Origin of the sequence: Dokdonia sp. R86516 (genome assembly GCF_044596715.1) — a bacterium.
Taxonomy (GTDB): domain Bacteria; phylum Bacteroidota; class Bacteroidia; order Flavobacteriales; family Flavobacteriaceae; genus Dokdonia.
Genome location: NZ_CP138998.1, coordinates 301,594 through 314,310, shown reverse-complemented (window position 1 = coordinate 314,310; position 12,717 = coordinate 301,594). Strand labels below are relative to the sequence as shown.

The 12,717-nt window shown below is 38.2% G+C and carries 13 protein-coding genes; 11 read left to right on the top strand and 2 right to left on the bottom strand.

Annotation, left to right across the window (positions count from 1 at the left end; all coding sequences use genetic code 11):
- Positions 1 to 3: 3 nt before the first annotated feature.
- Both gldC and SJY23_RS01505 read left to right on the top strand, forming a co-directional pair.
- Complete coding sequence (gldC, locus tag SJY23_RS01510) at positions 4 to 342, top strand: gliding motility protein GldC (protein ID WP_035335975.1); 339 nt, start codon at positions 4 to 6, stop codon at positions 340 to 342.
- A gap of 5 nt (positions 343 to 347) precedes the next feature.
- Positions 348 to 731 carry a GTPase gene (locus SJY23_RS01505; protein WP_396597205.1) on the top strand — a complete coding sequence of 128 codons (384 nt, stop codon included), beginning with the start codon at positions 348 to 350 and terminating at the stop codon, positions 729 to 731.
- On the opposite strand, the gene yihA is transcribed toward SJY23_RS01505, so the two are convergent.
- Entirely contained in the window at positions 709 to 1,314 is a 606-nt protein-coding gene (gene yihA, locus SJY23_RS01500) for a ribosome biogenesis GTP-binding protein YihA/YsxC (RefSeq protein ID WP_035335980.1), read from the bottom strand. The genes SJY23_RS01505 and yihA overlap by 23 nt on opposite strands.
- Before the next feature lie 121 nt (positions 1,315 to 1,435).
- The gene (locus tag SJY23_RS01495; protein ID WP_035335981.1) at positions 1,436 to 2,200 is read right to left on the bottom strand and encodes an alpha/beta fold hydrolase; all 765 of its coding nucleotides are present in this window, start codon (positions 2,198 to 2,200) and stop codon (positions 1,436 to 1,438) included.
- Between the two features lie 315 nt (positions 2,201 to 2,515).
- On the opposite strand from SJY23_RS01495, the gene mraZ reads away from it, so the two are divergent.
- From mraZ to murG, 9 genes are all read left to right on the top strand, one after another.
- Complete coding sequence (mraZ, locus tag SJY23_RS01490) at positions 2,516 to 2,986, top strand: division/cell wall cluster transcriptional repressor MraZ (RefSeq protein WP_035335982.1); 471 nt, start codon at positions 2,516 to 2,518, stop codon at positions 2,984 to 2,986.
- Positions 2,973 to 3,869: a 16S rRNA (cytosine(1402)-N(4))-methyltransferase RsmH gene (rsmH, locus tag SJY23_RS01485; protein WP_396597204.1), complete on the top strand. Its 897-nt coding sequence runs from the start codon at positions 2,973 to 2,975 to the stop codon at positions 3,867 to 3,869. Before mraZ ends, rsmH begins: the two co-directional genes overlap by 14 nt.
- A gap of 8 nt (positions 3,870 to 3,877) precedes the next feature.
- A complete protein-coding gene (locus SJY23_RS01480) occupies positions 3,878 to 4,198 on the top strand; it encodes an FtsL-like putative cell division protein (protein WP_035335985.1) in 321 nt (106 codons plus the stop codon).
- Between the two features lie 4 nt (positions 4,199 to 4,202).
- A complete protein-coding gene (locus SJY23_RS01475; protein ID WP_396597203.1) occupies positions 4,203 to 6,194 on the top strand; it encodes a penicillin-binding protein in 1,992 nt (663 codons plus the stop codon).
- Positions 6,191 to 7,654 (top strand): UDP-N-acetylmuramoyl-L-alanyl-D-glutamate--2,6-diaminopimelate ligase, encoded by a 1,464-nt coding sequence (locus SJY23_RS01470; protein ID WP_396597202.1) that lies wholly within the window; start codon positions 6,191 to 6,193, stop codon positions 7,652 to 7,654. The genes SJY23_RS01475 and SJY23_RS01470 overlap by 4 nt, the downstream gene beginning before the upstream one ends.
- Entirely contained in the window at positions 7,654 to 8,892 is a 1,239-nt protein-coding gene (mraY, locus tag SJY23_RS01465) for a phospho-N-acetylmuramoyl-pentapeptide-transferase (protein WP_035335990.1), read from the top strand. Before SJY23_RS01470 ends, mraY begins: the two co-directional genes overlap by 1 nt.
- A 59-nt stretch (positions 8,893 to 8,951) precedes the next feature.
- Complete coding sequence (murD, locus tag SJY23_RS01460) at positions 8,952 to 10,289, top strand: UDP-N-acetylmuramoyl-L-alanine--D-glutamate ligase (RefSeq protein ID WP_396597201.1); 1,338 nt, start codon at positions 8,952 to 8,954, stop codon at positions 10,287 to 10,289.
- 101 nt (positions 10,290 to 10,390) lie between these two features.
- Positions 10,391 to 11,599 (top strand): FtsW/RodA/SpoVE family cell cycle protein, encoded by a 1,209-nt coding sequence (locus SJY23_RS01455; RefSeq protein ID WP_396597200.1) that lies wholly within the window; start codon positions 10,391 to 10,393, stop codon positions 11,597 to 11,599.
- Complete coding sequence (gene murG, locus SJY23_RS01450) at positions 11,586 to 12,674, top strand: undecaprenyldiphospho-muramoylpentapeptide beta-N-acetylglucosaminyltransferase (protein WP_396597199.1); 1,089 nt, start codon at positions 11,586 to 11,588, stop codon at positions 12,672 to 12,674. Before SJY23_RS01455 ends, murG begins: the two co-directional genes overlap by 14 nt.
- The last annotated feature ends 43 nt before the right edge of the window (positions 12,675 to 12,717 follow it).

The window sequence follows — 12,717 nt, the reverse complement described above, 5'->3', positions numbered from 1 at the left end:
GGAATGGCTAGAAAAGAAAAATCTGAAATAAAAATAGCAATCGAACTTGATGAGAATCGCGTTCCAGAAAAGATGGCGTGGACGGCTCGTGATGGAGGAGTAGCAAATGAGGAAGCAAAGGCAATGCTTTTGTCATTATGGGACCCAAACCAGAAGGAGAGTGTACGTATTGATTTGTGGACTAAAGATATGCCTGTAGATGAGATGCAGCAGTTTTTTCATCAGGTACTTGTAGGGATGACAGACTCCTTTCGTCGTGCTACAAATGATGAGAAAATGGCAGACACCATGAAAGACTTTACAGATTACTTTGCAGAGCATCTTAACTTAACTGAGAAGTAAAAATTATGGGTTTGCTATTTATATATAATGCAAACTCTGGCACCTTAAATGGTGTTTTAGATACAGCTCATAAGCTGGTGAGTCCAGAGACTTACCAGTGTGAGCTTTGTGATCTTACCCACGGAGCTTTTACAGAAAAAAAGGAATGGTTACGCTTTCGCGAAAGCGTAAAAACTCCAATGCAGTTTTTGCATAAAGATGAGTTCTTAAAGCGTTACAAGTCTAAGTGGTTGCCGCAGTATGATTTTCCTGTGGTTCTAGCTGTGGTCGATAGTGGTCTAGAAGTAGCTATCTCAAAAGAGCGACTTACTGAGTTGCAAACACCTGAAGCTTTGATAAAAGAAGTGCGAGAGGTGTTGCGCCTATTTAATTTTCAAGATTATTGTTAATCTCTTCTATGTAGTTTAATATATCGTCTTGACCTCTACCATTTGTTGAGCTACTTATAAAGTAGTTAGGAAACTCCCACCATACCCCTTCAAGCATAATACGTTTATATTCTTCTATATTGCGTTCTAGTACTTGTGGTCGCAGCTTATCTGCCTTAGTAAATATGATTGAAAAAGGTATTTCCTTCTCACCCATATACTCCATAAACTCCATATCTATTTTTTGAGGCTCGTGGCGGCAATCTACAAGCACAAATGCGGAGATCATTTGCTCGCGTTGCTCAAAATAGTCTGTAATGAATTTTTGGAAATACTTCTTATCCTTTTTTGAAACTCGAGCATAACCATAGCCAGGTAAATCTACTAGATGCCAGTTTTCGTTTATTAAAAAGTGATTAATAAGCTGCGTTTTACCAGGTCTTCCAGAAGTTTTGGCAAGACTCTTACGGTTAGTAAGCATATTAATAAGCGAAGACTTTCCTACATTAGAACGGCCTATAAAGGCATATTCTGGGATGCGAGTGTTGGGACACTTTGTGACTTCGGAGTTACTTACTACAAAAGAGGCAGACTTGATTTTCATATCGCAAAAATAGTAATGTAATCGTTTAATAAAGAATATGCAGCACATTATGTGCTCAAAAGTCTAAGAGATGACTGTGAGGGTAATTCTTAGTGTGTATTATTAATGTGGGTAAGAGGTATTAAAATTCTCTTTCTTTAAGCCACTTAAGGAGTATGTCGTTAAACTCGTTAGGCTTTTCCATCATTGCTGCGTGACCACACTCATCTATCCAAAAAAGATCTGAGTCTGGAAGAAGTTTATTAAAATCCTCAGCAACCTCTGGCGGAGTGACTCCATCTTGACGTCCCCAGATAATACAAGTAGGTGTATTCATTTCTGGAAGGTCTTGCGCCATGTTGTGACGTATAGCGCTTTTTGCAATTGCAAGTGTTTTGAGTAATTTGTTACGATCGTTTACCGTGTCGTACACCTCGTCTACAATTTCCTTAGTAGCACACTCTGGGTTGTAAAAAACACCTTGAGCCTTCTGTTTAATGTATTCATAATCACCGCGCTTAGGGTAGCTTTCTCCCATTGCACTTTCATAAAGTCCAGAGCTTCCTGTGATTACAAGAGCTTTTACTTTTTCTGGAGACATTTTTGTGTGATAAAGCCCCACATGACCACCCATAGAATTACCTAGAAGAATTACTTCTTTGTAGCCCTTCATGGTGATAAATTCATCAAGGTACTTTGCAAATGATTTTACACCTGTTTTAACAAGCGGCATTGTGTACACTGGAAGTTCAGGTATAACCACCTTATACCCATTTTCCGAAAAATGAGAAGTTACTGCATCAAAATTACTCAAGCCTCCCATTAAACCATGTAAAATGATAATTGGTGTTCCTTCGCCTTTTTCTAGATAAGTAAATTTCCCTTCGGTTATTAAGTCGTGTTTCATAAAAGTGGTTAGTAATCAATAGAAGCAAATATAGTTATTTCGCTTTTGATTAGTCGTTCTTTTTTGACTTTGAATTTATGAGGGTTTATCTGTATTTGTTAGAAGTATAACACGTTGTTTTTGTGCGCTTTCGCGAAAGCGAAATTTTAAAATCATAGTTCGTTTCTACAAGAAATGTAAAAAAAACATTCATCAACATATTGTTAACAAGTGGCGGGAGGTGGTACAACTTATCAACAAAGTGGTAGAATGTGGTAAAAAGTGGTAATATTTGCGCTATATTTGAGTTAATACATAAAAACTAACCTATCTCGAGTGATTAATCTCATTGGAACATATGAATGTAAAATAGACGCTAAGGGTCGACTCATGTTGCCTCAAGCGTTTAAAAAGCAGCTGGCGCCTGTCCTTCAGGATGGTTTTGTGCTTAAGCGTGCTGTGTTTCAAAAATGTCTTGAGTTGTATCCTATTGCAGAGTGGAATGTGCTGAGTGCAAAAGTGAATAAGCTTAATCGTTTTAATAAGAAGAATGATGAGTTTATACGTCGTTTCAATGCAGGTGTTAAGCCAGTGGAGGTTGATGGAACGGGTAGAGTTTTAGTATCAAAAGATTTAGGAAGTTTTGCAAAACTTGAGAAGTCTATCGTGGTAAATGCCGCGTTTAATATTCTTGAGATTTGGGATAAAGATTTATATGAAAAAGCCATTGACGAGGCAGCGGTAGATTTTGCAGATCTAGCTGAGGAGGTGATGGGAGATAGCGATATACCAGATGGATTATCATAACCCAGTATTATTAAAAGAGACGGTAGATGGTCTCAATATCAAGCCAGATGGTGTCTATGTAGATGTCACCTTTGGTGGTGGTGGTCATTCTCGTGAGATCATGAGTAGGTTAGGTCCTGAGGGAAAGCTATATGGTTTTGATCAAGATGTAGATGCTCAACAAAATGTTATTGAGGATGAGCGATTCACGCTTATTCCAGAAAACTTTAGATACATCAAGCGATTTATGCGCTTTCATGGTGTGAAAAAAGTAGATGGTATTCTTGGTGATTTTGGCGTGAGTTCACATCAATTTGATGTTGCAGAGCGTGGTTTTTCTACTCGTTTTGAGAGTGATCTTGATATGAGAATGAATCAGAATGATACGTTATCTGCTTATAACGTGATTAATGATTATGCAGAGGAAGATTTAAGACAAGTGTTCTGGCAATATGGAGAGCTTCGTAATGCTCCTAAGCTGGCTAGTACTATAGTGCATGAGCGCAGTAGTCAGTTTATAAAGACTAGTGAGCATCTTAAAAAGGTATTAGCTCCTTTTTTGCCTAAGCATAGAGAGCATAAAATACTTGCTCAGATTTATCAAGCAATACGTATAGAGGTTAATCAAGAGATAGAGGTTCTTAAAGAATTTTTACTCCAGACAGAGCAGCTCCTTGAACCAGGTGGTAGAATAAGTCTTATAAGTTATCACTCACTTGAAGACCGTCTAGTGAAGAGATATATAAGAAATGGAATGTTTGAGGGAGAGCCAGAAAAAGATATGTATGGCAATTTTGAAGTTCCTTTTAAGAAAGTAGGGAAGCTTATTATTCCAGACAGCAATGAGATAAAGTCAAACAACAGAGCGCGTAGTGCAAAGTTGAGAATCGCTGAAAAACTTTAAGAGGCACAGTGAGCAAGTTTAATAATATACTCAAGGGTAAATTTCTAGTAGATGAGGATGCCTTTAAAAACTGGAGGATGATCATCTTTATTTCTGCACTAGCATTAATCATGATTGCTAGTTCGCACAGAGCAGATGAGAAAGTTTATGAGATTGCGAGGCTAAAAGAAGAAGTAGCAGAGTTAAGAAGCGAAGCTGTAGACAGCCGAGTGAATCTCTGGAAGTTAAAAACAAATAGTAGTGTGGCAAAAGCATTAGAGTCAAGGGGAATTAAACCATCTAATGTGCCGCCAAAAAAGATAAAAGTAACAACACAAGAAACAGATTAATAACGTGGCAACCACAGAGAAGCACATATTAAACCGCCTTTATTTCGTCGCTGGATGTATGTTCCTCCTAGCGATCATAATCGCATATAAGCTTATTGCGATTCAGGTGTTTCAGGGTGCAAAGTATCGTGAGCTTGCTACTACTAGCACAGAGAAGATGGTAACCATCCCAGCTACTCGCGGTAATCTGTATGCAGAAGATGGTAGTCTTCTCGCGACCTCACAAATCAAATATGATATACGATGGGATGCAGTAGCACCGTCTAATGAAAATTTTAACGAGAATATAGTTGGTCTTTCTAAGGGGCTCTCTCAAGTGCTCGGTAAGCCTCAATCATATTATGAAAATAGATTGCGCAAAGCGCGTAGCACAAAAAATCGCTACTTGTTTATAGCCCGTAAACTAGGTTATGCAGAGTATGTAAAGATTAAATCACTTCCATTATTCAATAAAGGCCAATTTAGGGGTGGTATCATTATCGAGGAGCATACAGAGCGTGAGCATCCGCTTGAGAAAATGGCAGAACGCACCGTGGGTTATGAGCGTCAGGATGATAGTGGTTATTATACACGAGTAGGTCTTGAGGGTGCATACGGATATTATTTACGTGGTAAAGAAGGACGCCGTCTCAAGCAAAAGATTGCAAAGGGAGAATGGAAACCTCTTGGGGTGGGTAATGTTATTGAACCACGAGATGGGTATGATGTAATATCAACCATAGATGTAAATATTCAAGACGTTGCACACAATGCCTTGCTTACGAGTCTCGAAAAATACCAGGCAGATCACGGTTGTGTGGTTGTTATGGAAACTAAGACTGGCGAGATTAAAGCAATCTCAAATTTAGGCCGTACTAAGGAAGGAAAATATTACGAGCGTCTCAATTATGCGGTAGGAGAGGCGCATGAGCCGGGTTCTACATTTAAGTTAATGTCTATGGTTGCTGCGCTTGAAGACAAGGTGATTGACTCAAGTACGGTGTTTGATACAGAAAATGGTCGTGTGAAATTCTATGACCGAACGGCGATAGATTCTAAAAGAGGTGGTTATGGTAAAATAACAGCTGCAAAGGCATTTGAGCTGAGTAGTAATACCGCTTTCGCGAAAATGATAAACGATAACTATGCCTCAGATCCAGAAAAGTTTGTAAAACGACTTTTTAATATGGGGCTCAACGATCAATTAGGACTTGAAATTAAAGGAGAAGGGAAACCGAACTTTCCGTACCCAGGTGATAAAAACTGGTATGGGACTACGCTTCCATGGATGGCTTTTGGATATGGCATAGAGTTAACGCCATTACAAACGCTCACATTTTATAATGCTATTGCAAATGATGGTGAGATGGTAAAACCTCGTTTTATAAAAGAGGTGAAAGAATGGGATCAAACCATTGAGTCTTTTGATAAAGAAGTAATCAATTCTCGTATCGCTTCTCAAGCTACTATAAACGTAGTAAAGGAGATGATGAAGAAAACAGTAGAGCGAGGTACAGCGAGAAATATTTATAGTGAAGAATTTTCAATGGCGGGTAAGACGGGTACTTGCCAGACTGAGTATTGGATAGAAGCAGGAAGATATATTTCATCATTTGCGGGTTATTTTCCAGCAGATGAGCCTAAGTATTCTTGTATTGTAGTGGTTAATAAGCCTAAAAAATCTATAGGGTTTTATGGAAATGTTGTTGCAGCTCCGGTGTTTAAGGAAATTGCACAGAAAATTTATACAGATACTCCTGTAATTGATGAGGTGAATTTACCCACGGAGAATTCAAAGATTATTGAGGGGGATTATCAGAGGTATTATGCAAATGTCAATAAAGCACATAGCAAGATGCCTAATGTAAAAGGAATGCCTGGAATGGATGCGATTGCATTGCTAGAAAACCTAGGCTTAAAAGTAAATTTTCGCGGAAGCGGGAAAGTGAAAAGTCAGTCTATAAAAGCTGGTGATAAAATAGAGAAGAATAAAACAATCACGCTACAATTATCTTGATACTACTTAAAGACATATTATATAAAGTAACACTAGAGTCTGTAGTGGGTAACACTGCTGTTGCAATTACTAATGTTCATTTTGACTCACGTCAAGTGTCTCTCAACGATGTGTTTGTCGCTGTGCGTGGTACGCAAAGTGATGGGCATGAGTATATAGGAAAAGCTGTAAATCAAGGCGCACTCGCAATCATTTGTGAGGAGCTTCCAGAAAAAACCGTAAACGGAATAACCTATGTAAAAGTCGCAGATACTTCTAGCGCACTTGCTACAATTGCTTCTAATTTTTATGGAAATCCTTCGGCTAACTTAAAGCTTATTGGTATTACGGGAACTAATGGTAAGACTACTATCGCTAGTTTGTTATACCAGCTGTTTCAAAAGGCAGGTTATAAGACAGGACTGCTATCTACGGTAAAGATTTTAGTAGATAAGACCGAGTATAAAGCGACGCATACCACTCCTGATAGTTTGACAATAAATAAGTATCTCGCAGAGATGTCTGAGGCTGGTGTAGAGTATTGTTTTATGGAGGTGAGCTCGCATGGGATTCATCAAAAACGTACAGAAGGTTTGCATTTTGAGGGAGGGATTTTTACAAACCTATCTCACGATCATCTAGATTACCACGACACCTTTGCAGAGTATAGAGATGTTAAGAAAAAGTTTTTTGATGAGTTACCTAAAACGGCTTTTGCGCTCGTAAATAACGATGATAAAAATGGACCTGTTATGGTTCAAAATACAAAAGCAAAAAAAGTAACCTACGCTTTAAAATCATATGCAGATTATAGAGCGCAAATTCTAGAAAATCAATTATCGGGATTATTACTTAAAATTCAAGATCAAGAAGTTTGGGTGAAGCTTATTGGTTCGTTTAACGCATATAACCTCTTAGCCATTTTTGCAACAGCAGAATTGTTGGGGCTAGATCAAATGGAAGCATTACAGCTTTTAAGCGAGCTAGAGAGTGTGTCTGGACGTTTTCAATATTTCATTTCTGAGGGTAATGTGACTGCAATAGTAGATTATGCACACACGCCGGATGCTCTTAAAAATGTGCTAGAAACCATAAATGATATCCGTACTAAAAATGAGGAGCTTATTACGGTTGTAGGAGCTGGAGGAGATAGAGATACCACAAAGCGTCCTAAAATGGGGCATATTGCAAGTGCGCTGAGTACGAAAGCTATTATCACAAGTGATAATCCGCGCTCAGAAAAGCCAGAAGCAATTATAGAGCAAGTAGAAGCAGGTGTTGAGCCTATTAACTACAAAAAAATCTTATCTATCACAGATAGAAAACAAGCTATCAAAACTGCTTGCCAACTTGCAAATCCAGGAGATATAATTCTAATCGCGGGCAAAGGTCATGAGACTTACCAAGAGATTATGGGAGAGCGATTTGATTTTGACGATTATAAAATAGTACAAGAAACCCTTAAACAACTTAATAAGTAATGCTGTATCATCTTTTTCAATGGTTAGACGAAGCTTACAACTTGCCAGGAGCAGGGTTGTTTCAGTTCAGTACGTTTCGTGCTGCACTTGCGGTGTTGATATCGTTAGGACTTTCTACTATTTATGGAGAGCGCATTATTAAGCTCCTGCAGCGCAAGCAAATGGGAGAGCAAATAAGAGATCTAGGTCTAGAGGGACAAGCAGAAAAAGCAGGAACACCTACTATGGGTGGTCTTATTATCATAGGCGCCACTCTTATTCCTGTGTTGCTATTAGGTGACTTGCAAAACGTTTATATCCTTCTTCTTATCGTTACGACGGTGTGGATGGGAATCATAGGCTTCTTAGATGATTATAAGAAGAAAATGCAAAAAAATAAAGACGGCCTTGCTGGTAAATATAAGGTAGTTGGTCAAGTGGGATTAGGAATTATCGTGGGAGCAACAATGTTTTTCCATAGTGATATTACTATACGTGAAGAGATTAAGCAAACTGCTGGTACAGAAAAAGTTGAAATTACTACTGTAAGAGGAGATGCAAAATTTGATGAAGCACATAAAAGCTTAAAAACTACCATACCATTTGTAAAGGATAACGAGCTCAATTATGAAACAATCCTTACAAGCATAAACGAAGATTGGAAAGGGTATGCGTGGATCATATTTATACCTATTGTAATCTTTATAATCACAGCGGTGTCTAATGGTGCAAATCTCACTGATGGTATTGATGGCCTGGCAGCAGGAACAAGTGCAATTATTGTGCTCACCCTGGGGATTTTTGCCTTTATATCTGGTAACATCATCTTTAGTGATTATCTCAATGTGATGTATATCCCAGGTACGGGAGAGATGCTCATTTTTATTGCTGCATTTGTAGGAGCGCTTATTGGATTCTTATGGTATAATGCTTATCCAGCGCAAGTTTTTATGGGAGACACAGGTAGTCTTACTATAGGAGGAATTATTGCTGTGCTTGCTATTGCAACTAGAAAAGAATGGCTTATCCCAATACTGTGCGGAATTTTCTTAATGGAGAATCTTTCGGTGGTATTACAGGTGGGATATTTTAAATACACAAAGAAGAAATTTGGGGAAGGTAGACGCATCTTTTTGATGTCTCCTTTGCACCATCATTATCAAAAGAAAGGTATTCACGAGAGTAAAATTGTTTCCCGCTTTTGGATTGTAGGGATTTTACTAGCGGTACTTTCTATCATAACATTAAAAATTAGATAATCACGCTTTCGCGAAAGCGAAGTCAACACTAGATCTAGCTAAGTTAGAGGGTATAAAAAATGAAGAAACGATTAGTCATATTAGGAGCTGGAGAGTCTGGCGTAGGTACTGCCATTTTAGGTAAGGCCAAAGGCTATGACGTGTTCTTGTCTGATTTTGGGAAGATAAAGAATCACTACAAAGAGATACTCATTGCTGAGGATTTTGCTTGGGAAGAAGAAGGGCATACAGAAGCACTTATTCTCAATGCAGATGTAGTGATGAAGAGTCCTGGAATACCAGATAAAGCACCTATTGTGCAAAATCTGATAGAAAAAGGAGTGCCTGTAATCTCTGAGATAGAGTTTGCTTCTCAATATACAGACGCTACAATTGTTGGTATTACTGGAAGTAACGGAAAAACCACAACTACTATGCTCACTGGGTTTATTCTAGAGCAAGCGGGAATCAATCTAGGTGTAGCTGGAAACATAGGTGACAGCTATGCAAAGATGGTGGCACAGAAAGAGATCGATACGTATGTGCTAGAAATAAGCAGTTTTCAGCTAGATGGAATAGCAGATTTTGCACCACATATCGCGGTAGTGTTAAATGTGACACCAGATCATTTAGATCGATACGATTATAAGTTCGAAAATTACATTGCTTCAAAATTTAGAATAGCAATGAACCAAAAAGAAACAGATTATCTCATCTACGATGCAGATGATCCTGTGAGTGTAGACTGGCTCAAAAAACATCCAGTCAAATCAAAATTATTGCCTTTTTCACTTGATAAAGAATTTGAAAATGGCGCTTTTATAAAAGACAATAACCTAACAGTACAACTAGATAATAACACCTTTACCATGGCTACAAATAATCTCGCTTTAAAAGGGCAACACAATAAGAAAAATGCAATGGCTGCCTCAACTGTAGCAAATCTATTAAATATTCGTAAGTCTACTATTCGTGAGAGTCTAGAAGGTTTTCAGGGTGTTGAGCATAGATTAGAGCAAGTGCTTAAAATCAATAATGTACAATACATTAATGATAGTAAGGCTACTAATGTAAACGCAACATTTTATGCTTTAGATAGTATGAGTGAACCTACTGTTTGGATTGTAGGTGGTGTAGATAAGGGTAATGATTACCGTGATTTATATCCACTCGTAAATGAGAAGGTAAAAGCTATTATCTGTCTAGGTGTTGATAATGCAAAATTGATGAGCCATTTTGGTAATATGGTTGACGTTATTGTTGAGACACCGTCTATGACAGAGGCAGTAAAAATTGCTTATAAAGTGTCTGAGCGTGGAGATAATGTATTGCTTTCTCCTGCTTGTGCAAGTTTTGACTTGTTTGATAATTATGAAGATCGCGGCCGCCAGTTTAAGGAAGCTGTGCGTAACCTTTAATTCTGATTTGAAAGCTGATTGTACTTCATTCCCCCGTGTAAGGCATTCAGCTTATCAGAGTTTATAACTAAAGAAACCGAATAATAGATAATTACTAGGCGTTGAGTACCACATTTAAAAACATATTTGCAGGGTTACAAGGTGACAAGACTATATGGGCTATTGTTGCCCTTCTTGCGTTGTTTTCTTTTTTACCTGTGTATAGTGCTGCAAGTAATCTCGCATATATCAAAGGTGATGGAAACACAGTGAGGTTTCTTATCAAGCACGGTATGCACTTAGTGTTAGGGTTTGCCATGTTATATGGAGTGCATAAAATACCCCATCATTATTTTAAAGGGCTTTCTTTTATAGCGCTTCCAGTTGTCATTATTTTACTTATTGTGACACTAGCTCAAGGAACTACCATGGGTGGAGCAAATGCAAGTAGATGGATCAAAATACCTATTCTTGGTGTCGGTTTTCAGACCTCCACATTTGCAGGTGTTGTATTGATGGTGTACGTAGCTAGGTACTTAGCAAAAATTAAGGATACTGCAGTAACATTTAAAGAAACTATTGTACCCTTATGGTTGCCAGTGTCAGCTGTTCTTGCATTGATTCTTCCAGCAAATTTTTCTACTACTGCAATTATAGCAGCAATGGTTATTGCTTTGGTGTTTTTAGGTGGTTATCCATTAAAATATTTAGGTATTGTTATTGCAACAGGCGTTGTTGCACTTTTGTTCTTCGTATTATTAGCAAAAGCTTTTCCTGGTGTATTCCCTAACCGTGTTGATACTTGGATAAGCCGTGTAGAGAATTTTGCAAATAATGAAGTAGACGCAGATGCAGACTACCAAATAGAAAAAGCAAAAATAGCAATAGCTTCAGGGGGTCCATTTGGACTTGGTCCCGGAAAAAGTGTTCAGAAAAACTTCTTACCGCAATCTTCATCAGATTTTATTTTTGCAATTATAGTAGAAGAGTTTGGTATTACTGGTGCTGGATTTCTACTGTTCTTGTATATGTTGCTATTATTTAGAATTACCGTAGTTGCTCATAAAGCAGAGACGGTTTTTGCAAAGCTAGTTGTGGTAGGTGTAGGATTGCCTATAGTCTTTCAAGCCTTAATAAATATGGCGGTTGCTGTAGAGTTATTTCCTGTAACTGGGCAAACATTGCCACTAGTGAGTAGTGGAGGTACTTCTATATGGATGACCTGTCTGGCAGTTGGGATTGTACTCAGTGTCAGTGCAAAACGTACGGCAGTTGTGCCAAAAGATGAAAGTGAGTTAAACCCTTTAGACATACTTAGTGAAACCATATAGAGTTATATTATCTGGAGGAGGAACAGGAGGTCATATCTATCCTGCGATTGCTATTGCAAAGGAAATCCAGCGCCGTCATCCTGACGCGCAATTTTTATTTGTAGGAGCGAGTGATCGCATGGAGATGGAAAAAGTGCCGCAAGCGGGCTTTGAGATAGAAGGGTTATGGATAGCTGGAATACAGCGCAAGCTTACGGTAGATAATCTTATGTTTCCCATTAAGCTCATAAGTAGCTTGATGAAATCTCGTAAGATTATTAAAAATTTTAGGCCAGACGTTGTAATAGGTACTGGTGGTTTTGCAAGTGGGCCATTGCTTAAGATGGCTACAATTGCAGGGATACCGGCAGTTATCCAAGAACAAAACAGCTATGCAGGTATTACAAATAAACTCTTAGGTAAGTCTGTTGAGAAAGTGTGTGTTGCTTATGATGATATGCACCGCTTTTTTCCAACAGAAAATATCGTAAAAACCGGTAATCCTGTACGTGCAGACTTACTGGATATAGAAAGTAAACGTAGTACCGCTTTCGCGAAATATGAGTTGTCTCATAGTTCGAAAGTAGTTTTAATTATAGGAGGAAGTCTAGGAGCCAGAGCTATAAATGAATTGATTGAGAAGCAACTCCCATTTTTTAAACGAAAAGGAGTACAGGTTTTATGGCAAACTGGTAAACTATATTATGATAAGTACAAACATCATCAGGCATATGGTGTTCAAGTAATGGCATACATCGACCAGATGGATATGGCTTATGCAGCAGCAGATATTATTATCTCTAGGGCAGGAGCAGGATCTGTATCAGAACTATGTATCGTAGGAAAGGCGACTATTTTTATCCCTTCTCCAAACGTTGCCGAAGATCACCAAACTAAAAATGCGCAAGCTATCGAGAAGACGGGTGCTGCAATTTTAATAGCAGAAAAAGATCTCGATAAAAAATTTGAGCTCGTTTTTAAGGGGTTACTCAACGATGATAAAGTTTGCTTTGAGCTAGGAAGAAAAATAAAAACACTTGCATTACCAAATGCCACAGCAGACATTGTGGATGAAGTAGAGCAATTATTGAAATAATAATTTGAAAACATAATAGCTGTAGTTTTTAAACTATAGTGTG

Excerpts from the sequence above, each read along its gene's own strand:
- rsmH (WP_396597204.1), top strand. The coding sequence starts at position 2,973 with ATGGATTATCATAACCCAGTATTATTAAAAGAGACGGTAGATGGTCTC.
- mraY (WP_035335990.1), top strand. The coding sequence starts at position 7,654 with ATGCTGTATCATCTTTTTCAATGGTTAGACGAAGCTTACAACTTGCCA.
- SJY23_RS01505 (WP_396597205.1), top strand. The coding sequence starts at position 348 with ATGGGTTTGCTATTTATATATAATGCAAACTCTGGCACCTTAAATGGT.
- SJY23_RS01495 (WP_035335981.1), bottom strand. The coding sequence starts at position 2,200 with ATGAAACACGACTTAATAACCGAAGGGAAATTTACTTATCTAGAAAAA.
- murD (WP_396597201.1), top strand. The coding sequence starts at position 8,952 with ATGAAGAAACGATTAGTCATATTAGGAGCTGGAGAGTCTGGCGTAGGT.
- yihA (WP_035335980.1), bottom strand. The coding sequence starts at position 1,314 with ATGAAAATCAAGTCTGCCTCTTTTGTAGTAAGTAACTCCGAAGTCACA.
- gldC (WP_035335975.1), top strand. The coding sequence starts at position 4 with ATGGCTAGAAAAGAAAAATCTGAAATAAAAATAGCAATCGAACTTGAT.